The 24,243-nt window shown below is 68.6% G+C and carries 29 protein-coding genes and 1 pseudogene; 22 read left to right on the forward strand and 8 right to left on the reverse strand.

The annotated features are described in order from the left end of the window. Window positions 1-30: 30 nt before the first annotated feature. Window positions 31-363 (forward strand): hypothetical protein, encoded by a 333-nt coding sequence (locus tag ACQP17_RS05470; protein ID WP_433855219.1) that lies wholly within the window; start codon window positions 31-33, stop codon window positions 361-363. 72 nt (window positions 364-435) lie between these two features. Here the strand turns inward: ACQP17_RS05470 and ACQP17_RS05475 are convergent, their stop codons facing one another. The 3 genes from ACQP17_RS05475 to ACQP17_RS05485 form a co-directional block, all read right to left on the reverse strand. Further along, on the reverse strand, window positions 436-1,005 hold the full coding sequence (locus ACQP17_RS05475; protein ID WP_433855220.1) for a hypothetical protein: 570 nt from the start codon (window positions 1,003-1,005) through the stop codon (window positions 436-438). A gap of 63 nt (window positions 1,006-1,068) precedes the next feature. Further along, a complete protein-coding gene (locus tag ACQP17_RS05480) occupies window positions 1,069-1,821 on the reverse strand; it encodes a hypothetical protein (RefSeq protein ID WP_433855221.1) in 753 nt (250 codons plus the stop codon). 317 nt (window positions 1,822-2,138) lie between these two features. After that, window positions 2,139-2,732 carry a DNA-binding protein gene (locus tag ACQP17_RS05485; protein ID WP_433855222.1) on the reverse strand — a complete coding sequence of 198 codons (594 nt, stop codon included), beginning with the start codon at window positions 2,730-2,732 and terminating at the stop codon, window positions 2,139-2,141. 661 nt (window positions 2,733-3,393) lie between these two features. Between ACQP17_RS05485 and ACQP17_RS05490 the strand changes: the two genes are divergently transcribed. Continuing rightward, on the forward strand, window positions 3,394-3,741 hold the full coding sequence (locus ACQP17_RS05490) for an SH3 domain-containing protein (RefSeq protein WP_433855223.1): 348 nt from the start codon (window positions 3,394-3,396) through the stop codon (window positions 3,739-3,741). A gap of 21 nt (window positions 3,742-3,762) precedes the next feature. On the opposite strand, the pseudogene ACQP17_RS05495 reads toward ACQP17_RS05490, so the two are convergent. After that, window positions 3,763-3,945 (reverse strand): annotated as a pseudogene (locus ACQP17_RS05495) (IS5 family transposase); the annotation flags it as partial. Between the two features lie 361 nt (window positions 3,946-4,306). Here ACQP17_RS05495 and ACQP17_RS05500 point away from each other — a divergent pair. The 5 genes from ACQP17_RS05500 (at window position 4,307) to ACQP17_RS05520 (ending at window position 8,716) form a co-directional block, all read left to right on the forward strand. After that, complete coding sequence (locus tag ACQP17_RS05500; RefSeq protein WP_433855224.1) at window positions 4,307-4,504, forward strand: hypothetical protein; 198 nt, start codon at window positions 4,307-4,309, stop codon at window positions 4,502-4,504. Window positions 4,505-4,566: 62 nt separating this feature from the next. Next, window positions 4,567-5,559 (forward strand): GNAT family N-acetyltransferase, encoded by a 993-nt coding sequence (locus tag ACQP17_RS05505; RefSeq protein ID WP_433855225.1) that lies wholly within the window; start codon window positions 4,567-4,569, stop codon window positions 5,557-5,559. A 478-nt stretch (window positions 5,560-6,037) separates the two neighbouring features. Next, a complete protein-coding gene (locus ACQP17_RS05510; protein WP_433855226.1) occupies window positions 6,038-6,175 on the forward strand; it encodes a hypothetical protein in 138 nt (45 codons plus the stop codon). 64 nt (window positions 6,176-6,239) lie between these two features. Continuing rightward, window positions 6,240-8,156, forward strand: a complete 1,917-nt coding sequence (locus ACQP17_RS05515; RefSeq protein WP_433855227.1) for an acyl-CoA dehydrogenase family protein — start codon at window positions 6,240-6,242, stop codon at window positions 8,154-8,156. A 182-nt stretch (window positions 8,157-8,338) separates the two neighbouring features. Next, entirely contained in the window at window positions 8,339-8,716 is a 378-nt protein-coding gene (locus ACQP17_RS05520) for a hypothetical protein (protein ID WP_433855228.1), read from the forward strand. 834 nt (window positions 8,717-9,550) lie between these two features. Here the strand turns inward: ACQP17_RS05520 and ACQP17_RS05525 are convergent. From ACQP17_RS05525 to ACQP17_RS05540, 4 genes are all read right to left on the reverse strand, one after another. Continuing rightward, a complete protein-coding gene (locus tag ACQP17_RS05525; protein ID WP_433855229.1) occupies window positions 9,551-9,754 on the reverse strand; it encodes a DUF397 domain-containing protein in 204 nt (67 codons plus the stop codon). 32 nt (window positions 9,755-9,786) lie between these two features. Further along, window positions 9,787-10,644 carry a helix-turn-helix domain-containing protein gene (locus ACQP17_RS05530; protein ID WP_433855230.1) on the reverse strand — a complete coding sequence of 286 codons (858 nt, stop codon included), beginning with the start codon at window positions 10,642-10,644 and terminating at the stop codon, window positions 9,787-9,789. Window positions 10,645-11,126: 482 nt separating this feature from the next. Further along, window positions 11,127-11,633 (reverse strand): TrmO family methyltransferase domain-containing protein, encoded by a 507-nt coding sequence (locus tag ACQP17_RS05535; protein WP_433855231.1) that lies wholly within the window; start codon window positions 11,631-11,633, stop codon window positions 11,127-11,129. Between the two features lie 72 nt (window positions 11,634-11,705). Beyond that, the gene (locus ACQP17_RS05540; protein ID WP_433855232.1) at window positions 11,706-13,091 is read right to left on the reverse strand and encodes a Tat pathway signal protein; all 1,386 of its coding nucleotides are present in this window, start codon (window positions 13,089-13,091) and stop codon (window positions 11,706-11,708) included. Window positions 13,092-13,301: 210 nt separating this feature from the next. Here ACQP17_RS05540 and ACQP17_RS05545 point away from each other — a divergent pair, with 210 nt between their 5' ends. The 15 genes from ACQP17_RS05545 to ACQP17_RS05615 all read left to right on the forward strand — a co-directional run bounded on the left by ACQP17_RS05545 (window position 13,302) and on the right by ACQP17_RS05615 (window position 24,241). Next, window positions 13,302-13,835, forward strand: coding sequence for an ATP-binding protein (locus ACQP17_RS05545; RefSeq protein ID WP_433855233.1), 534 nt, complete (start codon window positions 13,302-13,304; stop codon window positions 13,833-13,835). Then, window positions 13,832-14,143, forward strand: a complete 312-nt coding sequence (locus tag ACQP17_RS05550; protein ID WP_433855234.1) for a DUF6415 family natural product biosynthesis protein — start codon at window positions 13,832-13,834, stop codon at window positions 14,141-14,143. Before ACQP17_RS05545 ends, ACQP17_RS05550 begins: the two co-directional genes overlap by 4 nt. A gap of 495 nt (window positions 14,144-14,638) precedes the next feature. Then, complete coding sequence (locus tag ACQP17_RS05555; protein ID WP_433855235.1) at window positions 14,639-14,782, forward strand: hypothetical protein; 144 nt, start codon at window positions 14,639-14,641, stop codon at window positions 14,780-14,782. Between the two features lie 28 nt (window positions 14,783-14,810). Next, entirely contained in the window at window positions 14,811-15,734 is a 924-nt protein-coding gene (locus ACQP17_RS05560) for a Scr1 family TA system antitoxin-like transcriptional regulator (RefSeq protein WP_433855236.1), read from the forward strand. A gap of 184 nt (window positions 15,735-15,918) precedes the next feature. Continuing rightward, entirely contained in the window at window positions 15,919-16,710 is a 792-nt protein-coding gene (locus ACQP17_RS05565; RefSeq protein WP_433855237.1) for an SAM-dependent methyltransferase, read from the forward strand. A 612-nt stretch (window positions 16,711-17,322) separates the two neighbouring features. After that, window positions 17,323-17,613: an ATP-binding protein gene (locus ACQP17_RS05570; RefSeq protein WP_433855238.1), complete on the forward strand. Its 291-nt coding sequence runs from the start codon at window positions 17,323-17,325 to the stop codon at window positions 17,611-17,613. Beyond that, entirely contained in the window at window positions 17,610-18,149 is a 540-nt protein-coding gene (locus ACQP17_RS05575; protein ID WP_433855239.1) for a hypothetical protein, read from the forward strand. Before ACQP17_RS05570 ends, ACQP17_RS05575 begins: the two co-directional genes overlap by 4 nt. Further along, window positions 18,146-18,610, forward strand: a complete 465-nt coding sequence (locus tag ACQP17_RS05580) for a hypothetical protein (RefSeq protein ID WP_433855240.1) — start codon at window positions 18,146-18,148, stop codon at window positions 18,608-18,610. The genes ACQP17_RS05575 and ACQP17_RS05580 overlap by 4 nt, the downstream gene beginning before the upstream one ends. After that, window positions 18,601-18,795 carry a hypothetical protein gene (locus ACQP17_RS05585; RefSeq protein ID WP_433855241.1) on the forward strand — a complete coding sequence of 65 codons (195 nt, stop codon included), beginning with the start codon at window positions 18,601-18,603 and terminating at the stop codon, window positions 18,793-18,795. Before ACQP17_RS05580 ends, ACQP17_RS05585 begins: the two co-directional genes overlap by 10 nt. Window positions 18,796-18,847: 52 nt before the next feature. Beyond that, the gene (locus ACQP17_RS05590; protein WP_433855242.1) at window positions 18,848-20,338 is read left to right on the forward strand and encodes a sensor histidine kinase; all 1,491 of its coding nucleotides are present in this window, start codon (window positions 18,848-18,850) and stop codon (window positions 20,336-20,338) included. After that, entirely contained in the window at window positions 20,335-20,733 is a 399-nt protein-coding gene (locus tag ACQP17_RS05595) for a roadblock/LC7 domain-containing protein (RefSeq protein WP_433855243.1), read from the forward strand. The genes ACQP17_RS05590 and ACQP17_RS05595 overlap by 4 nt, the downstream gene beginning before the upstream one ends. After that, window positions 20,730-21,086 (forward strand): DUF742 domain-containing protein, encoded by a 357-nt coding sequence (locus ACQP17_RS05600; RefSeq protein ID WP_433855244.1) that lies wholly within the window; start codon window positions 20,730-20,732, stop codon window positions 21,084-21,086. The genes ACQP17_RS05595 and ACQP17_RS05600 overlap by 4 nt, the downstream gene beginning before the upstream one ends. Continuing rightward, the gene (locus tag ACQP17_RS05605; RefSeq protein ID WP_433855245.1) at window positions 21,064-21,678 is read left to right on the forward strand and encodes a GTP-binding protein; all 615 of its coding nucleotides are present in this window, start codon (window positions 21,064-21,066) and stop codon (window positions 21,676-21,678) included. The genes ACQP17_RS05600 and ACQP17_RS05605 overlap by 23 nt, the downstream gene beginning before the upstream one ends. Further along, a complete protein-coding gene (locus ACQP17_RS05610) occupies window positions 21,675-22,958 on the forward strand; it encodes a cytochrome P450 (RefSeq protein WP_433855246.1) in 1,284 nt (427 codons plus the stop codon). The genes ACQP17_RS05605 and ACQP17_RS05610 overlap by 4 nt, the downstream gene beginning before the upstream one ends. Then, on the forward strand, window positions 22,949-24,241 hold the full coding sequence (locus ACQP17_RS05615) for a cytochrome P450 (protein ID WP_433855247.1): 1,293 nt from the start codon (window positions 22,949-22,951) through the stop codon (window positions 24,239-24,241). The genes ACQP17_RS05610 and ACQP17_RS05615 overlap by 10 nt, the downstream gene beginning before the upstream one ends. The last annotated feature ends 2 nt before the right edge of the window (window positions 24,242-24,243 follow it).

Here is a 24,243-nt window from a genome sequence, read left to right on the forward strand (position 1 = left end):
CGTAGTGTTCGTCGGCGAGATGTGCGCGCTGTGCGGCATCGCGCCGAGCCGCGGACTCTGGCGCGCCTGTCCGGCACGTTCGAGGGGTACGTGGCCAGCCTCTTGGTCAACAACGCAGGCTTAGTCGTTCTGGCCACCGTGGCGATCGAGGACGGTCCGCCTGTGGTGCTGACGACGTTGCTGGCTGGGTGGTGTCTGCTCAACATCGCCATCGGTGCCACGGTGTTCGTCGTGGTGGCCCGGTCGAGGATCCGGCAGCTGGCAGAGTGGGTTGAGCTTGGTTTTGTCGAGCACCATGCGCCGAAGTACGGCCGGCCACCGGAGACGATCGAGGAGCACCGGGCGCAGCAGCTTCAGGAGTAAGCGTCAGAGAAAAGACAGAACCCCGTGGACGTGATGTCCACGGGGTTCTGTGCTGTCTGGGTGGTGCGGCAATCAGCTGCGCTGGTTGCAGTCCTTGGCCAGCAATGCCTTTGCCTGGTCGCTGTCGGCGGGGATGAGCTGGACCTGGTCGATCGAGTAGGCGAAGGTGTACCCGAGCGTGATCATGCTGTTCGACATCGAGATCGAGCCGGAACCCGGGTCAGTGCCCGTCTGATCAGAGCCGTTGATGTCGTCCCAGAGCACGCTGGTCCGGCTGTCGTTGATCGTGCCGGTCGAGAGGACCTGGTACTGGCCCTTGTCGGTCTTGCCATCCTTGACGGTCGAGCCGTGCTTGATGTCGTCGAGGGCCTTCGTGGTCAGCTGGCACTGCTGGTCGCCAGCGGTGACGTTAATGTACGTGATCTTGTGGCCGTCGATGGCGGCGATGCCGCCGCGCGCCCCGTCGGTGATGGAGATGTAGGCACCGTCGAAGCTGGAGGCCTGGCTGCTGCTGGGGCTCTGCGAGGAAGCATCATCGCTGCTCCCGCTGCAGGCGGTGAGCATGAGAGCACCCGCGGCCAGGGCCGCGGCGGACACGGCGATCCTGGTCCGCGTCGCACGTGCGGTCCTGGTGGAGTTCATGGTGTTCTTCCTTCGTTCGTTCTGGAAAGTCGGTTTGGGTCATGAGGACTGCAGCAGCCAGCATCACGACCGACAGCAGCGCCAAGAGCACCACGCCCGCCCCGACGGAGGTGTAGCGAGCGCCGCTGACGGAGCCATGGTCCCGAAGCCGTCGATCATGCCGATCAGGCCGGCGACGATGCCCACGACTCCGGCGGTGATGCGGGACCAGTTCGCCTTGCGGATGACTGCCACGACAGAAGCGGCGATGGCCACGAGCGTGATGAAGAGCAAGAAGCCACCCTCACCTCCGGCCTCGTCGCTGAAGTAGCTGACCGGGAAGCCCATGGCTGAAGCGACCGGCATGAATAGAGAGATGATCGCCAGGAATGCCGCGGCGGGAAGGACGAACGTGGCCAGCCCCCTCAGCTTCGCCAGTCCCGGACGCGAGGCGCTCTGCTGCATCGAGCGCGCGGCGCTCTGCACGGCGGGGGCAACGCGGTTGCTGAGGAACTCCTTGGCTCCAGAGTTCTCGACGGCCGGCGTGACCTTGGTGTTGAAGAAGTCCCGGGCACCGTTGACGACTTGCTTGGCTCCGTCGGCCATCTGCTGCATCGACGGATCACGAGGTCGGCGCTCGGGAGCGATCAGTCCGGCATGAACGGCGGCCTGGTACTCGGACATCGACGGCTCGCGGTGATGCGTCTGCTGGAACTCGGCACCCCACTGCTCGACCGTGACAACGGGCGGAACCTGCGGTCGCGGCGGCACGGCCTGTGATGCTGTTGCATGGCCCTGTGTCGGCTGCTCGGGTAACTGAGGCTGATCCCCAGTCATGATCGCCCCCGCTTCCTCTCGTTCAGTCCTGCGTGTCCAGGTGGCGCCCTGTTCACAGGGACCAGAGTCTCGGCTCCACGGTTCCACATTGCATCCCCGAGACCCGGATCCCGACCGCGCCCAGGAGCCGAAGCTGGGCGCCCTGGGACCACTTGACCGATTTCCGAGCTTTCTTCACGTACATCAGCACTTGCGAAGGCATTCGCAAGTGCACTATCAGTATTGCAGATTGATGTACCAGATGTACCACCTTAACGACAGAAAGCCAGCCAAAGCCATCTATCCATAGGCGACTTTGGCTGGCCAGGACTCAGCTGTCACACATCTTCTCGGAGGTTGTCGAGTCGATGCTCAGTCAGCGCCAGTGCAACTTCTGATTGGTTGAGCGCGTGTTCGCCGTCCTGGATGCGCCACTGAAGACGCTGCACCGGCGGGGTGTCTGCTTCCTGGAGTGCCAGGTCACCGAGTTCGCGCAGCTCCGCGTACGCGCCCTGCAGCTGTTCCTCGTGGTGCGCCGACCGGACCCTGAGGCGACCGGCCCGCTCTTCCCACCAGCCCACCCGCGACTCGCGGTTGAGCGTGGTCTTCCCCTCAAGCCAGGCGCGGAGCTCGGCCTGGTCGACGTCACCGGGGAGCCCGGTGGCAAGAGGCCCCTCGGGTTCCGGCATGTCGATGGGGATATGCGACAGCAGCACCGCGGGAGTCGTGTCGAGCACATAGGCGATCGCCATGAGGTCGTCGACGGTCACGGGGCGAGCGCATCGCTCCATCTCCGCGAGGGCGTCGGCCGAGATCGGGTGATCGAGCATCCGGAGCACATAAGCCAGCTCGTCGAGGGTCAGCTCACGCAGCTGGCGGTAGTGGGTGATGGCGTCGGACACAGCAAGGGACGTGGGAAGGGGCGACGGCATGCATCGATCATAGGCGCGCTCGGCGCGGCCCCAGATGGGTTGTCACATAGCTTTCGGCCGTCGCCACATAGACGCACGACAGATTCCGGGAGTCGTAGCCTCCGCGTCCCCTCGGATTGAGGGTGGGTGCCACAAGAGGCGCAGCCTGGCGGAGAAGCTCAGGTCGGTCTTGTCGTCGCAGCCAGTTCTGCGCATGTCCCGCGTAGCGGCGCTCATTGAGCCGCAGTTGACTACCTATTGAATGACATTCCGACTCGTGTTTCAATAGAGTGGCAGTAGGCATTCGACTCACCCCATACAAGGCGGGCAACATGTTCAGGCGCGACTCTTCCGCTGATTGCGGCGCGGTCGCGGCCGAGCACGCCTCCTTGCCGAGTCGAGTGCGAGTCTCCACCGCCGCGTCTCGCGCAGTCTCCCTTCGCCCGATTCCCATGGAGGCCATTCATCAGGTCGGAGCCGCTGCCGCTGCATCCATCGCCTTCCGGCGCGACGCCATGACGACCGAAATACAGGCCCCGACCGCACGCCGGAGGAAGGCCGCGTAAAACCACCGGCGCGGGGAGGCCGGCTAGAAGGACTTCGCATCCGTTCTGCGGTCCGCTCCCCCAAAGACTTCCGGCCGGCGCCGCCAGCTGGAATCCACCACAGGAAAGGAACTGTCATGCTCAAGTCAGACCGCATGGGTCGCGCAGCGGCCACCGGCGCCATCGCCCTCACGCTGCTCGGAGGAGCAGCCGCCATCCAGGCCCCCGCAGCGAACGCCGCCTCACGCCCGTCCGCCGCCGCGTGCCAAAAAACCTCGTTCTGGGCCTGGATCGACGCCTCCGCAGCGAACTTCCGCACCGGCCCGTACACCCACTCCACCAGCCTCGGGCTCCTCCACTATGGCGACCGCGTGCAGGTCACCTGCGCCACGGACTCCAACTGGTACTACGGCAAGGCTCTCAGCGGGGCGCATCGCGGTCAGTGGGGATGGGTGCACCACTCCGTGGTCCTCAACCACCACTAGGGTCTGTTGTGAAAGTGCTGGTCACAGCCACTCGTTGATGGCTGCGACCAGCACGGTCGCTTCGTAGCGGACAGCGAGTTTGTCGTACCTCGCGGCAACGCCCCGGGCGTGCCGCTGTTTGTAGTCGTCCTTGTCGAACGTCGGTGGCCGCCCGCCGCGCGAGCCGCGCTTGAGGCGGTTGCGGACACGGTCCGCAGGCACTGGCCGTTCGTCAAATCCCCACGTCCCACAAGACATGATCATCAACGAACAAGATCCACTTTCGCAACAGACCCTAGCCGCCTCGCGACCAGGCCACCGACTCGACGACGCTCCTTCGGGCGGCGCCTGGGTCGCACCCTCAGCCCTACCGATCTGCTGTCGCGCCCGGTACCAGAGTCAATGGGAGTGACTCCGCCTAACTGGCCGCCAGTGGGATCGCCCAAAAGGAATTTTTGATCGGCCGGTTGCTGACGCTGTATACGCCTCGGTCTGGTGTCGTCGCTGGTGTGGGCCCGGCGGCGACACCCACATCTGCAGGCGCAGGAGAGCAGCCCTCCGCGCCGTTGCACCTTGGAGCCTCCGCATGACCATCATCACCATCTCGCACGGCAACCTGCCGCCTCAGTACCCCGTGCACCGCCGAACCCAGTTGTGCCTGAACGGGCTGAACCACACCGTCACCGTCATGGGACGAGAGACCTACCCAGACCACGGCCGACTCGGCCGCCACCCCACCCGGGCGATGGAGGCCCGATGCCTGTACGACGGGAGCGCCCGGTGAAGTTGCTCGGAGGTATACAGCGCGACCGCGGCCGACGGCGTACGAGTTCAGCATCCGGTCGAGTGAGCGTGCGCGTCTTGGAAGGCGCCCCGGCCCTGCGGTTTCTCAACGGCGAGTGGGCGGCGCTGTATGTGCAGGACACCGCAGCCACCGGGTACCAGGCGCCCGGTTGGCTGCGCGGCTGGGCCGTCATGCTGCCGCCGACCGCTACGCCGCTCGTCCTGGTCGCGGAAGACCCCACAGTGGGCCCGGTCGCCGCGCTTGCTCTGGAACGCGACGAGCGGGAGGAAGGCACGCGCATCAGGCCGCTCGGCTCGCCCGTCGCCGAGTACATCCGCGCGGTGGGCCCCGGCTCTTGCCGGCCCGCTGTCGCGGCCGCGTTCGCGCGGTACCTGGTGGATGCGGCCCGCGAAGCGTACGTCGTGATGCCTGATCTGCCGAGCGACAGTCACCTCGGTCGGATCCTAGCGGCGCAGACCATCTGGCAGCACTCCACCGTTCCGTGCGCCACCATCCCGCTGCCCATCGACTTCGCGGCCATGAGCCGCGCGACACGGCGCGACCACGCCCGCCGCGAGCGCACCTGGACCCTACTGACCGCCCAGGGCCGGGTCGAGTACGCCCGATCGACGACCAGCGACGACCTGGCCTGCGGATTCTCCGAGGCGCAGCAGCTGCACCGGCGCCGCTGGGCCGGCCACCCCGTTGTGCACCCCGATGCCGGCCGCGCGGGGCTACTGGAGGTCATGCAGCACTGCGGCCCGGAGGAGTCCTTCGTCGCCACCCTCCGTCTCGACGGGGTCGTGGCAGCTGCCATGGTCCTGCTGGACCGGGGCGATGCCTGCTACTCGCTGCTGGCGACCATGGATCCCGACCGGGCCGACCTTGCCGTGGGGCATGCCCTGACCCGGCGCCTGGCCGCAGACCTCACCCTGCGCGGGTACAGCTGGCTCGACCTCGGCCGCACACTGCCCGCACCGGGCCAGCTCCGCTACAAGGCCTCCTACCAGCCGATATGGAAAACCACCATCACCGCGGTGAGCCCCGGTTGTTGAACGGCGGTGAGTAGTTCAGTGGCGCACAAAAGAGTTCAGTGGACCGGTCTCGCGGCGCAGCCAACTGTTCAATCCGCAGGTCACAGGCTTGAGGTCGTCGGCCTTCAGTACGGATTGGTCTGCGCACTGAACAGTTCGGTGCGCAAAACCGCCCCCGAGAGCTGCGCACCGAACTGTTCAGTGCGCAGGTCAGAGGCTCGGGCGCTGAACTCTTTCCTCTCATCCGACACCGGTTGTTGAACGGCGGTGAGTAGTTCAGCGGCGCACAAAAGAGTTCAGTGGACCAGTCTCGCGGCTCAGCCAACCGTTCAAACCGCAGGTCACAGGCTTGAGATCGTCGGCCGTCCGTACGGAATGGTCTGCGCGCTGAACAGTTCGGTGCACCAAACCGCCCCCGACAGCTGCGCACCGAACTGTTCAGCGCGCAGGTCAGAGGCTCGGGCACTGAACTCTTTTCTCTCATCCGACACAGGGCGTGGTGACGATGCCCACCGACCCCCGCCCCACGCTCACTCCGGCCGCGACGCGCCTCGAACGCACACTGGCGTCCCGGCCCGCCGCGCTCGCGGCGGAACTCGCCGAGGGCCTACGCCAAAGCGCCACCTTCACCGCCTGAACACCACGGCAGGCCCCCCGCACCCGTGTCCCGCATCCGAGGAAATCCAGCTGAAAGAGGCCAGATGACCGCCGAACCCCTCACGCCCCTGTTGCCGCAGGTGGACGCCGTAGTCGCGGACGCCCTGACCCAGAGCCTTTTCGACCCCGACGACTTCGGCCGGGTCCACGAGCCGTGGCGGCAGCTGATCTCCACACCCGAATTCCGCTACCAGCCCGACCTGACGCCCCAGGAGCGCACCGAGCTCTCCTACCAGCGCCTGCGAGCCGTCAACGCACAGCTCTCCTACTCCACCGAGCTCGCCACCGACCCCGTGCGCCTGGCCGCCGCACACGAGTGGATCGCGGCCGTCGACCCTACCTGCGCATCGCTGATCTCGATCCACCACAACCTCTATTTGGGGTCGCTCGCCGAGGCTGACGAACAGCCCCTGCGCGTGGTGGACGAGGACCGCCTGGGCGTTTTTCTCGCCACTGAGGTGGCCGCCGGGAACAATGCCGCGGAGTTGAGCACCACAGCGACATGGGATGCCGACAGCGACACGTTCGCGCTGCACACGCCGCACGGCAGCGCCCAGAAGCTGATGCCGAATACTTCGCCCCTCGGCGGAGGCAAGGACGGGGTGGTGGCCGCCCGGCTCCTCGCCAACGGAACCGACCACGGCGTCTTCCTCTTTCACCTTGCATTGACCGACGCTGACGGCCGTCCCCTGCCCGGGATCCGCATCCGCCAGCTCTGCGAACGGGCCGGAAACCACCCACTCGACCACTGCATCACCAGTTTCAATCAGGTCCAACTGCCGCGTCACGCCCTGCTGGAGGGCCAGCACGGGCGGCTGGAGGACGACGGCAACCTCACCAGCAGTGTGCCAACGCGGGCCCGGTTCCTCGCCAGCATCCGCCGCGTGACCGCCGGCAAACTCGCGATGAGCGCTTGCAGCCTCAGCGTCGCCCGGACCTCACTGGACATCGCGACGCGCTACGCGCACCACCGCTACGTCGCAGGGCCCGACCGCGTCCCCATCGTGGCCCACCGCACCCACGCCGCACCCCTCATCTCCCGCATCGCCACCGCTTACAGCATGTCGCTCCTGCATCGGCAGATCTTGCACGCCTGGGCTCGCCACGACGAGCGCGACCGCGCCCGGCTCGAACGGGATATCGCCGTCGTCAAGGCCTGGACGACCTGGAGCGCCCGGGAGATCGCCACCGAATGCAGGGAGCGCTGCGGGGCCCTCGGCCTCTTCCCCAGTAACGGCCTCGGCGGACTTGCCGCGGCAATAGACGGGGCCATTACCGCCGAAGGCGACAATTTGCCGATCATGATCAAAGCGGGGGCCGAACTGCTCTTCGCGCACGAGGAGCCGCCCGCCGCCCCGGCGGTGAACTCCCTGGACGAGCAGCGGGCCGGCCTGCCAGAGCTGCGCCACCTGCTCGCTGTGGCCGAGGAGATGACCCTTGCCCGCGCCCGCGCCCGCTTTTGCGAGCGGCCCCGCGGGCTCGCCCGCTGGAACAGGGCCGGGCTTCCGGCTGTCGAGGCGATGTCGCTCCATGCCGTCGGCCTGGCCGGTGACGCCCTCATCTGGGCCACCGAGGCCTGCGCCAACGCGCAGGGCAGGCACCTGCTCAGGCAGATGGGCCGCCTCTTCCTGCTCCAGCAGCTCGCTCCGTACACCGGCCTGCTCGCTGCCGACGGGCATCTCACCGTCGACGCCGTCAGGGCCTTCCCTGATGCGATCGAGGACTGCATCACCGCGCTGGCCCCCCACATGCTCACCCTCACCCGCGCGTTCGCCCTCCCCGACGGCTACCTCGCCGGGATCCCGATCGCCCACCCGACCTACCAGCTGGCCCTCGATGACCCCGGCGCCCACTGGCACCACCACGGCGGCGCTGACGCCGCCCCATGGTCGCTGGCGGCATTGCGAGTCGGTGCGGCCAGCCTGGGCGACGACCCCAACCGCGGTCATTCCGCCGCGTAACGCCTCCCTGCTCCCTCGATCAAGGACGTCCCATCATGACCACTCCTCCTGTCCCTCCGCCAGCCGACGGGTCGATGCTCCACCGGGGCCCGCAGTCGTCCGCCGCCTATGGCCAGTTCGTCCCTCATGGGCAACCGCCTACACCGTTCCCCCAGGGGAGCGGTCCGCAGCCGGTGGAGCGTATGCCTGGCACTGTGCGCGCGGCACGGATCACGGCCCTCGTGATGGCGGGTGTTTGCCTTGTGGGGACGGTTTTGGGTGGAGTGCTCGGCGGGCCCCGGCTGGCCGGGGCCGCCTTCGCCGGAGGGGTGCTGAACCTGGTCGTCGGCATTCTGGCCCTCCGCTACGGCTCGGCGGGCAAGGGGGTACGGGTCGCCTCCATCGTGCTGGCGAGCATGCAGATACTCGTCGGGCTCGGTGCGATGGCCCGTGCAGGAAGCGGCCTCTTGCCCCTGGCTGGTGCTATCACCCTGGTCGCTCTGCTCAGCCAGGCGTCGGCAAAAGCCTGGTTCACCCGGCCGTTCCGCTCCGCACCGTCCCCCGGCGTCAGGCCGATGTGATGTGAGCCGCCCACGGCCGCCAGTAGAAGGGGACGCGACCCTGACCTCCGTGGTCCCACGGTGGCCAACTCCACTTCGGGACGGGTGAGCTCACCTGTTGAGTGTCGCCTAGCGGGCGAGCTCACCCGTCCCGAAGGCGAGCGTCAGATCACGGCTCCCACCGCGCGCGGGAGGCAACACCCCGTAATCCGGGGCCGAACCCAAGGGTGAAGCGCTCTGCCCCGCCCAGGTGTTCGCCGCCACGCTGCGGCTGGACGGAGCGGCGGTAGCGGCGTGTGGTGAACTCCCGCCCCATCAACCGTCCCGTGTGGCTGCCATCAGTAGGCGGCGTTGCTGCGACGCCCAAGCACAGGGCGGCGCATCGCCTCCGAGCCGGGCGCATGGACTCAACGGAGCAAGCGCCCCCCGGCGGACCGCAACGGCGTGGTACGCAAATTAGCAGAAACGCTCGTATTACGACGAGACCGGATGGCTCAACTGACCAGCCCCGTCAGCCTGCCCTCTCTCGTGCTGCCCGCCGGCAAGACGCGGACGGACTGCCGCTCGTCATCCAGATCATCGGCTCCTACCTCAGCGAGCGAACCGTACCTGAAGCGGCAAGGCAACTCGCCCGTCGTCTCCCCAAGCCGCCTCACCCGCCCGCGTTCTCGGCGTAGGGTTCTGCTGACAGTCCCGGCCGGTCAGTCGGTGACGTTTGTACAAGAGTCAAACAGTTGCCACGAGATCGGCAGGGGAAGAAGGTAGTAGCACGGCCGCGTCCCTCCTCATCTGGGTTGAGGAGGGACGCGGCCGTGCTGGGCCCTTGATCAGTGCCCCGCGTTCATGCAGGAGCGATCAGTCGAAGTGCCCCCGCTTCACATCCTCGACGAAGGCGCTCCAGCCCTCTGGTGAGAACACGAAGGCGCCCATGCTGGGAGTCTTGCTGTCTCGTGCGGCTACGCGTCCGTCGTGTGTGATCTGCACTTCCAGGCAGTCACCGGACTGCGCTCCGCTGTAGGACGACTTCTTCCAGTTTTCTTCAGGCAGGTCATGCCGCATCACGGCCGCACCTTTTCACTTTCGTTTGGTGTTCAGAGATCTCGACGGATCATCGAGATCAGGTCGCGGGACTCTGCCGCCGGCAGAGTCGAAGATCGCAGTAGGCCCAGCGATTCTCGATACTTTCGTACCGTCTTGTCCTCCTCCAGGTAGAGGGCTCCGTCCAGGTACTCGACTTGCACCACGTCGAGGTCAAGGGGATCGGGGTAGCTGTAGAGCGTGAAGGCGCCACTCGTTCCCGTGTAGCCGGGCCGGCTGAACGGGATCACCCCGATCGCAATGTTGGGCTGTTGGCCGATCTGCAGAAGGTGTTCCAGCTGCTGCTTCATCACCTCGGAGCCGCCAACCTGCTGGTGAAGCACACCCTCTGTGACGAGGCACATGTACTCGGGCGGCTCCTCTTTGGCGAAGATCTCCTGGCGCCGGAGGCGGAAGTCGGCGAAGAAGTCGACCTGATCATTCTCCAGCGTCGGGTCAGTCGAGCGTATGACCGAGGTTGCGTAGGACTTGGTCTGAACAAGGCCTGGTAGCACCTGAGGCTGGAAGGCGGCGATACGTTCCGCATCCTCTTCCAGCGTGAGCAGCTCCTTGAAGTCCTGCTCGAGCCTGTCGCCGTGACTGCGCCACCAGCTTCTTCGTTGACCCTCTGCAGATAGGGCGACCATCCAGGCACGGACCTTCTGGTCCGTCACGCTGGAGAGGTCCATCAGCGTTTCGAGTTCCAGGCGGCTCACTCGGTGGCGGCCAGTCTCAATGCGACTGATCTTCGACTTGTCGCCGTGGATGGCCTTGGCTGCCTGCTCTGGAGTAACTCGCGCCTTCTCGCGGGCTTCCCGTAGCGCGGCACCCAATCGCCGACGGCGTGCAGTGCGACGCGCTGGCTGTCCCACCTCTGTGTCCTCCTCTGGAATGGGTCACGCCCAGTGTGACGGACGCGGGACGTTACGGCTACGACGGGGTGGGCTGCACCTCGCCCGCAGAGCAATCCTGCAATTTGTAGCTCGATGGGTTGCGGACTGTGGGAAGTTAGGTCCATCGTAAGGAGGCGACAACGGAGAGCGAGCAGTTCTCCGTTGCCTCAGGTCTATCAACTGCCGTTCTACTTACGGCTGTCGGTCCAACACCAGCTCATGACGGCAAGCATGCGTGTGCGCCACTGCCGCTTTGACAGCGCTGTTTGGCCTGCCAGTGACGTGCGCCCGTGCGCTTGAGAGGCAAGTCCCCCATGACGATTGACTCGAACGACACGTGCAAGGCCGCCGAGGCTGGGCTGCCCGACAGCCGATCCTCCGTTCGCCCACACTGCCCTGTGGGCGTCTTTCGCCCGCCCACGAGGCGCAGGGTCGGCATCAGGAGTCGTGGAGCATATGACTTACGTAGCCAGCCCTCCGTAGGGGCGCTCGTCTGCGGACTTCCAGTAGTCCTGCAGCATGTCGGCGGGCCAGTCCGGCTGACGGACGGGGCCGCGGGGCAGCATCTCGCTGAAGACGGGCGCCAGGTCGATCACGGGAGTGCCGTCGTCCGCGTCCAAGTCTGTGACGTGCAGATCTCGCCCTCCGACTCGAAGCAGTCGCGGGTGGGAGATGGCGATCCGGGCCGGGCGCCTGTGGTTGCGGTGGACGAGGCCCCCGGTGGCCGGCCAATCCGGATTTCCCCGGGGGCTTCGCGGCTCGAGCTCGATGTCCCGATCCGATCCGAGGCTGAAGTGCCAGACCACTTCCAGGTGGTTGAACTCCTCGATGCCCTGCAGGGCGCTCTCCGGAATCTCCGGGACGAGGCGGATGATCGACTCGACTCCGCCCTTGTAGTCATCAAGACGGCCGGTCTGGCCTCCTACGACCGTGGCGATCACCGGCAGCTGGATGTACTGGTCGAACACGCGTCACCTCTCCTGGGACTTCCCCGGCGCCAGCGAAGTCGCCCTCCGCTCCGGGCTTCCTTACCGTACGGGTCACCTGTCGGCGAGGACCGCGCAGGCTCGGGCGTCGAGGTCGGCGGCGGGGCCGCCTCCTCGGCGGAGCACAGGGCTCAGCGCGCGGCGCATCTGAACCACGGTCTCTCGGGCTCGCCCGGACTGGACGCCGGTCATCGTGTCGAGTGCCTGATGCCACGTGGCGCAGGCCGCGTCGAGTTGTCCCTGCCGGACCTGGACCTCGCCGAGGTACCCGAGGGTGACGCAGTGGGTTCGCTTGAACGGCTTCTGACGTGTGCGGACGCTCCGCTTGAACTCGCGCTCGGCACCCTTCAGGTCGCCCATGTCTCGCAGCGCGGCTGCGGTTTCGTGGGCAAGGCTCGCCTCGCCGAAGAACCACACCCGGCCGGGCTCGTCACCGTCCTCGCGGGCGCGGGCAAGATCGGCCTCGGAGCGGTTGAGCGCTTGTGCAGCCTGCTTCTTGTAGCCGGCGGCAGCCAGCCCGCGGGCGTGGACGACGCCGAGGAGGGCCTTCTCCCGCCAGCAGGCTTCAGCGTAGCGGCGGCTGGAGAGGGATTCCTCGGCCAGGCGTACGGCTTCTGCCGGCTGGTGCAGGTCCACGGCCTGGTGGGCCATGGCCCTCAGCACGTGCCCAGCGAGCGCCGCGTCGCCGACTTCCTCGGCCAGTTGGGTCGCCAGGGTCAGCCACCGCAGCGCGATCGGGTGCTCGCCGGCGTCAAAGCTCGTCCAGCCCGCGAGGTAGGCGAGCTCCGCAGCGGCCGACGTCATGTCCCGGCGCAGCACGTCGGATGGGAAGCGTCCGCCCAGGAGCTCGGCGACGTCGGTGCGCAGGTAGGCGACCAGGGCGGCGCGCCCCACCCCACGGCCGCCGCGCTGCTGGTCCCGCTGGGACAGGAAGGCCGTCATTTCGCGCACGCTGGTGACGTCCTCGGGCGTGACCGTGTGCTTCGACAGGGGCTTGCGGGTGCGGGCGCGTTCGGTGGCTTCCTGCCACCAGCTTTCGGTGGGCAGGGCCAAGCCGGCGACCGAGTAGGCCGACTGTGCCAGCACCTGGCGCCGAGCTATGTCCATGTCCGTGCTCCCGAGGGTCGCCAGCGTCGCGAGGGTGTCGACGCTCCACGCCGACGTCTGCGGGTCGGCCGCGTCGTCCGTTGCCAGCCCGATGTCGGTCAACGTGATGGTGCGACCGAGGCCGCGGGAGAGCGTCTCGGCCAAGATATGCGCTGCGCGGCCTTCTGGTGTGGCGCCGCCGATCCAGCGGGCGATGTACGGCTGGGCGACGCGATGCAGTTCGGTGGCCCGGTGTTCGGCCGCAACAACTCGCAGTCGAGCGGCCAACTGGCGCTGCGACAGGCCCAGCTCTTGGATGACGGCTTCCAGCCGGGTGTTACGTGTGCGCGCCATGGGTGTGCGCCCCTGTCCCTGAAACGATCTTGTATCACGCGTATCGCTTTGCCGCGCCTGCCGGGATTCCCGTCGACCCCTGCGCGCGGTTGTCTCGTACGGACGATATTCCTCCAACCCCCAGGCTGCGTACAGGAATCGGTCACGTCATGCCCACGAGCTCGGATGGTGACCGGATTTGGCTCCTGTGGGGGCCGGGAAGGGCAGCTGATGAACGTGAACGTGCAGTACCCGATGGTCGGCCTTCGGGGGGCGCGCACCGTGTCGGTGGTGCGCCATGGTCGAGGAGCAGGCGAGCGTCCGTCCGAAGAGGGCAGCGTGCCGGTCTGCCGTCCGCGTGACTTCGAGATGGCGGCGGAGGTGTCCGCTCGGGCGGAGACGGTCGCTGGAGCACGCCGTCAGCTCACTGGCCTGCTCGAGAGCTCGGGACTGTCCGAGTGTGCGGGCATGGTCGCGCTCGTCGCGCAGGAGCTGATGGTGAACGCCACGGTGCACGGGTGCGGGAACAGGCCGGAGGGTCGGTTCTCCGTGAGGGCCATGCACCGGGGCGGGTGCCTGCGGGTGGAGGTGGAGGACCCGTCGACCAGGCCGCCTCGTCTCCGGTCGGCGAGCGCGGATGAGGAGGGCGGCCGAGGGCTGCACCTGGTCGACGCCCTGGCCACGCGCTGGGGAACGGACAGCTCGGCGCCGGGCAAGACCGTGTGGTTCGAGCTGGACCTGTTCGACGAGGAGGCGGTGTCGTGAGTCTCGTCCGTGTCCGCTCCGGCCGCTGCCGAGCCTCCTCCGCTGATGCCTCCCGGTCTGTCGTCTCCGCCGCGCAGGAAACAGTGTCGATGGTGCTGGCGGACGGCGCCCCTACCCCCGAATCCGACCAGGACATCCGCGACCTGATGCTCATGCTGCGAGGTCACCTCATGCTGCTCGGGGCGCTCACACCCGACCAGTCCAGCGCTGCGGCCAAGGCGCTGGAGGTGTCCGACGGATCCAGGGCCTGCGCGAGGAGGCCGTGGAATGGGACTCGTATACGGCCCCCGCCGGACATGGGTGCATGACCTGGGGGTCGGGAGCGGGCCTCCCGCGCCCGGGGCACCGCCTCGACGACAGCCCGCTCCTCCCCGGGACGGCACGGACGTCGGATCAGTGAAGTACTGCCTGGCCCATGGCTAGCTCGTGGTGCCGGTGGAGGCCGACACGGTCCACCGGTGGAGGGCCGCGCGCTCCGAGTGCTTCCCCGCGGCCGGGTCCCATGGCTGCAGTGCGGGCGGCTACCGCAGCTGTACGGGCCTGTGGGTCACCCGCCCCGGCCTGGACCAGACCGCGGTCACCCCGGCCAGCGCGCTGCACGACGGGCTCAGCCTCACCCGTGCCGCCTGTGCACGGCACCCGGCACGCACTACCCCCGGCACCGGGAGGCGCACTTTGCGTAGACCCCGGTCCGAGAGCGGCGCCTGGCGGTCGTGGCGGCCCAGCAGCGGTCACCTCCGCGTCCCGAAGCTCGCCCTCGCAGTGGTCACCACCATCTACGCCGGATCCGTGCCGAGGCAGTGGTGACCGCCACCGGACTGGTCGTCACCGTCCTGATCGTGCTCGTCATGGCCGCCCTGGTGCTCCTCGGCCCTCGGGTGACCGCTCGGCGGTCCCCGCCGGCGACCGATGCCCCTGCTCCGTCCCCACCTCACGACCTGCCCTGACTCACCGAACACCACTCAAGGATCCTTCATGCTTCACGCTGTTCCGTCGCCACTGGCCGAGGTGCCGCAGGCGCCTGCCCGGATCGTGACGGGCCTCTACCTGCGGTGCCTGCGCGAGGCGCAGCACATGGGGTTGGAGCACGCCGCCCGCGCCGTCCGGGTGTCCGCATCGAACGTCAGCCAGTGGGAACGGGCCGAGTCCCCTATCCGTCCGGACGCGCTCGGCACGCTGCTGCGGCTCTACGGCGTGGCAGACGAGCATGCGAGCTTCCTGGTGGGGAGTCTGCCGCCACAGGGCTACGACCGCAGGGAATACGAGGAGCGGGGTGAGGGCCGGCGTGCCCCGCACGACTGCTGGTTGGACGTGGCCTGCGACGAGGCGACGGCCCGTCATATCGCTGTGATGCGCTTGGCGAGCGAGGTTGTCCAGTACTGCCTGTTGGTGCCTGCCGGTCTGCGCACCCAGGCCTACCAGCAGGTCGTGCTGGACCCGGGCGTGTGCGTCGACCCTGACGAGCCGGTGCTCGGGCTGCCGTCGTGGGTGCACGACGTGGACTGGGCCGAGCGGCAGCGGCGGACCGTGCTGCTGGACGAGACCGTGCTGACCCGGGGCAGCTGCGATCGCCCCGCGACGGTGGCTGGCCAGCTGCGGTATCTGGCCGATCTCGTGAGCCGGGAGAGCTCTGACGGGCAGAGCCTGACCATCCGTATCCTGCCGACGAAGAGAGTGCTGTTCATCAACAGCGTGGGTGCGACCGCTGAGGTGTTCCTCCACGGGCACCGCATGGTGGTGACGGCCGGCCTCTTCCCTTGCTACGAGACCGGCTCGGGCGCCGCCCGGGTCATCAGCGCCGGCCTGCACGAGGCCGTCGGCGCCGCATGGAGCCGTGACGCGACGTACGAGGCGCTCGTGAGCGCGGCCGAGGGCGTGGAGCGGAGGAACGCCTCGTGATCACCATCATTCGGCTGCTCGCTGTCCTGCTCGGTGCCAGACCATCAGAGGCGCTCACGACTCGGCTGCTCACTCTCGGTAAGGCGGCCTTCGCCCGCCGCGTCCGGGCGCGGCGGTGTCCCGACGGCGCGGGCCGCAGGGTCTCAGACGCCGGACACGACTGCGCACGTGTGGCGGTGAGGGTGTGAACTCCGCTCTCCCCGAGGGGTACTTCAAGAGACCGAACGTCGCTCGGGTGCAGGACCATCTCGACGGCGGCACCGACAACTACGCCCCGGACCGGGACTTCGCCCGCGACCTGGTCGCAGCCGCACCGTGGCTGCCGGGCAGCGTGCGCATCAACCGCGCACACGGCCCCCGCGTCCTCAACTGCCTCACCCGGGAGTACAGCATCGACCAGGTCATCGACCTGGGATGCGGCCTGTCGCACGACAACAACCGCGACGTGCCCGACGAGGTGCGCCGCATGGTGTACGTCGACTCCGACCCCGGGGTGGATGCTCACGCGCGGATGGTCCTGGCCGAGCGTCACGGCACGGTGTCACTGCGGGCAGATCTCGAAGACATGACGGTCCTTCTGGCTGCCGGACCGATCGCGCGGATCGACCGCGGCCGTCCGATCGGGGTGCTGCTGCACGATGTCCTGCCGTGGCTCGGCGACGACACGGCGCACACCGTCCTGGCGGTGCTGAGGTCCTGGCTTCCGGCCGGTTCCGTACTGTCCGTCACCCACGCCACCACGGACATGGCTCCCGAGGCGATGGCCGCCCTCACCCGCCTCTACGAAGCAGCGGGTATCGGCTTCCTGCCCCGCTCCGGGCCGCAGATCCGCGACCTGCTCCGCTCCTGGACGCCCTTGGCGGCGGGCGGGCCGGTGGCCACCGCCTCCTGGCGCCGCTCCACGCCCCTGCACCCGCGTTTCGACCACTCGCACGCCTACGCCATCCTCGCCTCGCCTGGAGACCGCATCTCATGACCACCCCGCCGCCCCTCACTCTCACTCCAGCAACAAATCCCTGGTCACCAACTCGACGTGGTCCGCTCACGAGGCGATACCTACCTGCATAGGTCGCGACCACGCAATCCACGTCCCGGGGATCTCGCCAAGGGAGTCGGGCATCCCGGTGGAGTGGTTGGAAGCACCCAGCACCGAGACCGCCATAGGCAGTGCGCCCCTACTCACCAGCCCGGTGCCGTTGGTCCGCTGCCTTGCCGAAGCACGATCCCTCCTCGCCCCCGACGACGAGCGGCGCCCGCTCAGCAGGGCGGTCTCCGCAGTCCGGGCGGTCATCCGAAGCCCCCAGAGGATGTGATGACAACAACTGCCCGCACGACCCAGCCGCGCGCCTCATCGCGACGCCGGCCTCATGAAACCTGCACGACGGTGTCCCACCCCCCGCTTGCACAGCTGAATCCGCGGGCCGACGACGAGCGCGGCATCGTCCTGACGCTTACGGAGGAACCAATGGCAGATCAAGGCAGACAGCAGTACAGACAAGAGCTGACCGTAGACCCGCAGAGCCTCGGACACGTACGACGGAGCGTCGCCGCATACGTGCGCGGTTGCGGATGGGGGGAGTTGGGTGATGTGGCCACGATGTGCGTCACGGAGCTGCTCTTCACCGTGTGGAAGCACGCGGATTCCGACGAGTGCGTGCTTCTCATCCAGTCGTCGGTGTGCGCTCTACGGATCGTCGTCAGCGACGACAGCTCGCAGCTGCCCGTCGTCCGGGCTTCGGACAAGTGCTCGGAGAGCGGTCGGGGGCTGGTGCTCGCCAGCGAGACCGCGGACGCCTGGGGCGTGAACCCGAACAGCTTCGGTGCCGGTGAGGACGTCTGGGTCGAATTCCGGGCTCGGCCCAAGGGGGCGGCAGCGTGACGATCTTTGAGCTTCGGCGTCCGGCGGGAAGTGCCGTGAATTGCCTGTTGAGGCCCTTCATGGCGGTGCTGCAGCGGTCGCTCAAGGTTTGTTGCCCCTCCGTCCGATCGCCCACAGTTAGCGCGGCAGAGACGGTTGCGCTCGTCCTTGTCGATTCGGTGCCGCTCCCAGCATCCCAGACGGATGTCGACGACCTGGTGGAACGGCTGCAGACTCACATCGTTGAGTTGACCGGTCTGCTGGTGCCCGACGGGTTGGAGTGTGCCTCCGCGAAGCTTCGCCGCTCGTTGGTCCAGGCCGACGAGCTGCGTCGCCGAGAGAGGCCGTCGGACTTCGTCGGCTCGCGCATCCATCTCGTGCATCTGGCTGAGAGCGCCCAGGGACTCTTGGTCCAGGCAGCGACCGACGAGCGGGCGTTAGCCGGGCGGGCGATCGACCGCCCCTCGTGCCTGGACCGGTCCGGCGAGGCCAGCCGGTGGGCGGGCTTCTTCTGGGGGAGCACCTCGCACGGTGTGAGGTGGGGATGTCACCGGTGATCGCTGTCGCGGACGCCGCTCCCGCCGTGCGCGACGTCACCTCGGTCTCGACGTACGCGTGGTGGGTGCAGCTCACCGAGAAGCCGCTCCCCGCGCCACTGACCGAACGGGAGTGGGCTGTCTTGCCGCTTGGCCTGCAGCCAGGACTTCCAGCCCTGGAGGCCCTTCTGTACGACGGCGAGACCGTGGGCCCGGTCCTCTGCTGCCCGCGGCACCGAAAGCTCTACGTGCCGGTGGCCGCAGAGTCCCAGCGCAGCCTGATGGGTGAGCGGCTGGGTGTTCGGCAGGGGCGGGATCTCTCCTGCCCGTTCGACCAACGGCACCGCGGTGGCTGCGATGGCCGAGTGTGGCTGCTCCCGGCCGATCCCCGGCACCTGACCGACCTTGTTGCGTTGGCGGACCAGGTGGTTCGTGTCCGTTCTGCTCGTTCGTTGGCTGCGACTGCGACGGCATGCGCCTGACCGTGCCCGCGATCGTGGTGCTGGGCGTGCTGATGGTGGTGCTGATCCGCGGCCAGAGGCTGCGGGGCGGCCCCGCTGCCATGGCCGTGGCCTTCGGCTTCGAGCTAGCTCATAGCCGAGCCGCTCCGGTCATCACCGACACATGCCACCTCGTCGCCCAGCTCATCGGCCGCCTTCACCTCTAGCCCCGGCACGACCGTGTTCCCGCCGTCCGTCCCCCTTTATCTACGAGGACTTGTGACCCAGATACCTCCCCTGGACCAGGCCAGCCGGCCGCGCCACCGACGGGCTCCGAAGCTGACGTTGTGGCGCAGCGTGCTGGTGGTCGGTCTGGTCGCTGCCGCGTCCGGTGTCGCCGTGATGCTGTCGTCGCCGCCCGGTCGTGCGTCCGTTGCATGGTGCGCTGCCGTCTCCACTGTTCTGGTGGTGGTGGGACTGGCTGAGGCGCAGTACCGGCTCCGTGCTGTCGGCCGGGAGCGCGATGAGGCGTGGGAGCGGGTGCGTTGCGCGGAGGTCGCCCAGGGGCGATCGGAAGTTGATCTCGGACTCCTGCGGGACGACATCGATCGGGCCGCCCGCGTGCTGCCTTGGGCGGTGGACCGGCTGCGCGAGCGCGCATCGGCATCCACCGTGCTGGCGCGACTCGGCCAGGAGGGTCTGCTGCCCGCGGACGAGACACTCCAGGGTGTCGTCCGCACGACGGTGCACACGCTCCACCAGGAGCACCGGCGGCTGACGTCCGCGATGGTCATGGTGCAAGGCTGCGGGAAGCGCCTCCATGCCGCGATCACCGACCATCTCCAGGAGATCGGTGAACGGAAGAGGCCCTACTGGGACGCTTCCGGCCCCATTCGTCGGGAGGACGTGCGCGCCGACCTTGAGGCGCTCGATGCGAGGCTGTCGAGCACCGGGCTGTTGACCCAGCGGTTGCTGGCCCTGTCCGGAGCCCGCCGGGCGGGGCGTCCGTGGCCGAAGCCGGTCGCGTTGGAGCGCGTCGTCCGGGCAGCCATGGGAAGTTGTGAGAGCCATCGGCGAGTTGAGCTGGCTCTGCCCCAGGTGCCCGTCGCCGTCGCCGGCCCCGCAGTTACTGCCGCCATCCACACGGTGGGGGAACTGCTCGACAACGCTCTGCGGTTCTCGCCCCCGACCACGCTGGTGCGGGTGTCGGGCGAGGACGCCGTCTCGGCGCTGGTCCTGCACGTAGACGACAGCGGCCTGGCCATGGGCGACGAGACCCTGCGCCGTGCACGCGAGACTGTCGACTTCGATCAGCCGCTCGACATCACCCGGCTCGCCGGGATTCGGCTGGGCCTTGCCGCAGCGCGCCTCAGCGCCGAACGCTTCGGCTTGAGGATCGCGTTCTGCCGTTCGGCCACCGGCGGCACGCGAGCCAGCATCGCCCTGCCTCGCCAGTGGCTCACCACCCCACCGGCCCCCTCGGTCAGCCGGACTCCGGCCCTACCGCAGGGCGGCGGGCCGCCACCGGTCCGGGAGATGCCGCCACCTCCGCGCCACTCGGCCGCCGCACTACAGCCGCCGTCGCAGAGCGCCGCGCGTCTGCCGCGCCGGGTCCCCGGCGCCACGCGGTCCAGGCCGGCCGAGCATCCAGCCGAGCCTGCACCACCGCCGGCGCGAAGCCCGCAGGAGACCGGGCAGCGCATGACCCGCTTCCGTCAAGCCATCCATGCTGCCCGCAGCCACCGTCCCGACACCGGAGGATCACGATGAGTACCGACCTTTCCTGGCTGCTCGACCAGCTCTGCCACGACACCCCCGGCGTACGCCACGCCCTGCTCCTGTCCAGCGACGGCATGAAGGTTGCCTACGACAAGAGCCTCGACCTCGACTCCGCCGACCTGCTCTCCGCGATCTGCTCCGGTCTGCTCTCCCTCTCCAACAAGCTGGACAAGGCGTTCAACGCCGGGTACCCGGCGTTGACGATCAGCATCGACACTCCCCGCGCCCAGCTGCTGGTAGTTGGCGCCGGGACCGGCGGCGTTCTCGCCGCTGTGGCCGAGAGTGAGGCCGACCCCGGCATTGTGGGCACCGCGATGTCCCAGCTGGTGGAGCGCGTCGCGGACCACCTGAGCGTCCCGACACGGGCACCCCGGACTCAGCCGTGAGCCACGCGTGGGACGAGGACGTGCCGGACCGGTCGTTCGTCGTCCTAGGCGGTCGTACTGCCCCCGGGCACCAACTCGACGCGGTTTCCCTGATCGTCACCGAGCGCGATGACACCGCCAGCCTCGGGCTGGAGGAGGCCGCCATCGTGCGGATGTGCGCCTCGCCGACCGGGGTCGTGGAGATCGCCAGCCGCCTGCGCTTGCCCGTGGGGATGGCGCAGATCCTGATCTCGGGCCTCCTGGACCAGAACCGGGTCACCGCCCGACACCCCCCACCTGCCACCGCCACCGCAGCGCAGCACGACGTCGCACTTCTGGAGGAGGTCCTCGTTGGACTCCGCAACAAGCTATGAAGCCACGCGGGTGCCGCTCCCGCAGACCGCCGGCCGCGGTGTGAAGGTGGCGGTGGCCGGCGGCTTTGGGGTCGGGAAGACGACCTTCGTCGGTGCCGTCAGCGAGATCACCCCGCTGCGTACCGAGGCGGAGATGACCGCCGCGAGCATCGGCACCGACGACCTGTCCGCCACACCGTCGAAGACCACGACAACGGTCGCCTTCGACTTCGGCCGGGCCGCACTCACCGAGTCCACGGTGCTGTACCTCTTCGGCGCTCCCGGCCAGGACCGCTTCAAGTTCCTGTGGGACACGGTGCTCAACGGCGCCCTGGGCGCCGTGGTGCTGGTCGACACCCGCCGAGTTAAGGACTGCTTCACGTCCCTGGACCGGGTCGAGGACGAGCAGCTGCCCTACGTGGTGGCCCACAACGTCTTCGACCACGAGGACCAGGAGCACTCCCTGGACGACATCCGCGACGCGCTGCAGATGGCCCCCGGCGTACCGATGTTGCGCTGCGACGCCCGCGACCGGCAGTCGGTCCGCGGCGTACTGATCGCCCTTGTCCAGCACGTGCTGGACCGCGCCGCCCTGCGGGAGGCCGACGCATGAGCAGTCCGCAGGCTCAGGGGCTCGTGGAGCTGCCCGACAGCCACCGAGGGGCGATCGTGTTGGGCGCCTCGGACTACCACCGCGACCCGGCCGAGGTCTTCTCCGAGCTGAGGCGCGCCTACGGTCCGGTGGCGCCGGTGCTGCTGGTCGGACGGGTACCGGCCTGGCTGGTGCTCGGGCACCGCGAGCTGATCCAAGTCACCACCGACACAGCTCTGTTCGCGCGCGATGTCGGGCGGTGGCGGCTGCGCGAGCGGATACCGGCCGAGTGGCCGCTGTGGCCGATGGTCGGCGGCGGCCCGGCAGGTGCTTCTCTCCTCTATACCGAAGGGGACGAGCACCGGCAGCGCGCCGGGGCGGTCAGCGCGGCTCTGTCCGGCGTCGATCCGGTCGAGTTCCGGGCCCGGTGCGAGGGATTTGCCGAGAACCTCGTCGAATCCCTCGCGCACCGCGGGCATGCCGAGTTGATGGCCCACTACGCCTTGCTGCTGCCGGTGATGGTGATGGGCTGGGCCCTGGGCGTGCCCGGTGACGAAAACGAGGCTCTGGTGACGGCGTCCACCGATCAGCTCGCCGGCGGCGACCGCGCCTTGGCCGGCCACCAGCACCTCCACCGCACCATGCAAGCGCTCGTAGGGCGGGTGCGGGAGCGTCCCGGTGCCGATGTCGCCTCGCGGCTGGCCACCGACCCTGTCGGTCTAGACGACGAGCAGCTCTGCCAGGACCTGATGGTCACCCTCCTGGCCGGTCACCAGACCACCGCGTACTGGATGGGCAACGCCATCCACCGGATGCTCATCGACCCACGCCATACCGACGCCTTCGTCCGCGGCCGGCTTGCCGTCAGCCAGGCCCTGCGCGAAGTCCTCTGGGACGACACCCCCACCCAGGTCTTCGCCGGGCGCTGGACCAGCCGCCCCGCGCACCTCGGCCACGTCAGCATCCCGGCCGGCGACCTGGTCCTGCTGGGGCTGGCCGCCGCCAATCGCGACCCCCACCTCCGCCCCGAACCGGGAGCCGCTATCGGCAGCAGGGCCTACCTGTCCTACTCCCACGGCCCGCACAGCTGCCCCGACCCGGCCCGTGATGCCGCGGAGATGATCGTCACCGCCGGAATCGAGGTCCTCCTCGACCGGCTCCCCGACCTGCACCTGGCCTGCCCGCCCGAACAGGTCCGCTGGGCCCCGACGGTGTGGATGCGCGGCCTGGAGTCCCTGCCCGTCACCTTCACCCCCACCCCACCGACCATCCGCTACGCCGGAGGCACCCCGTGGATCTGACCCACCCGACCCCCATCACCGAGTCGTCGTCGCCGGAGCTGTCGCTGTCGCGCCCGGTGCACCGGCTCGACCCGCATAGCCTCGACCTCCACTACGACGCCGCCGTCATGCGCAAGGCCGGCGCGGTCGTTCCGGTCCAGCTGCCCGGCGGCGTGCCGGTGTGGGCCGTCACCCGTGACGCCACCGCCCGCGCCGCACTGCGTAATACCTGCGTCTTCCGTAAGGACTCCCGGCACTGGGCGGCCCTCCAGCGCGGCGACATCCCTGCCGACTGGCCCCTGATCGGGCTGGCCGCACCGGCCGGACGCAGCCTCATCACGACTGACGGTGTCGATCACTGGCGTCTGCGCGGACCGCTGGCGACCGTGTTCACCGAGACGCGGGTACGGGCTCTTCGGACGAGCATCGACATCATCACCAAGAAGCTGCTCGCTGATCTCGCCGACGCCGCCACCGTCGCCGACGACGGGGTCGTCGACTTCCGCAAGCTCGTGGCCTGGCCCCTGCCCATGACCGTCATCAGCCTCCTGCTGGGCCTGCCGGAGTCCGAACACGACGCCCTGCGCGCCGAGTACGAGGTCTTCTTCGACGACACCCGCGATCCGACGGCCGCGCTCGCGGCCATCGAGTCCATCATCACCCGCCACCTCGACGCCAAGCGCCATCACCCCGGGGACGACCTGACCAGCGCCCTGCTCCAGCTCCCTGACGACGAGCAGCTGACGACGGAGGAACTCGTCGCCACCGTGCAGGTCCTCATCGCCGCCGGGCACGAGACCACCGTCCACCTCCTCGTCAACGGTGTGCTCGCCCTCACCAGCCACCGCGACCAGCTCGACCTGCTCCTCCAGGGCGAGGTCGCGTGGGACCGGGCGGTCGAGGAGATCCTTCGGTGGCAGCCCCCTACCGCGAACTTCTTGATGCGGTTCGCCACCCGGGACAGCGTCCTCGGCGACGCCCTCATCCGCCGGGGCGACCCGGTGATGATCTCCTATGCCGCCATGGGTCGTGACCCCGACCGCTACGGCCCCACCGCAGACGATTTCGACATCACCCGCGAGGGCGGCCACACCTCCTTCGGCCACGGGCCCCACGCCTGCATCGGCGCGCCCCTCGCCCGCCTCGAAGGGCGCATCGTGCTACAGAAGTTGTTCAGCCGGTGGCCCGACCTCGCCCCGGCCGCGCCAGCGCCGAGGTCCCCCTCGGTCCTGATGAATTCCCACACCGGCCTCCCCCTGCGCCTGAGCCCCCACCACCCGCACGAGGCCGGAGCGGCGAAGTGACA

The organism is Streptomyces kronopolitis (assembly GCF_050953795.1).
Taxonomy (GTDB): Bacteria; Actinomycetota; Actinomycetes; order Streptomycetales; family Streptomycetaceae; genus Streptomyces; species Streptomyces kronopolitis_A.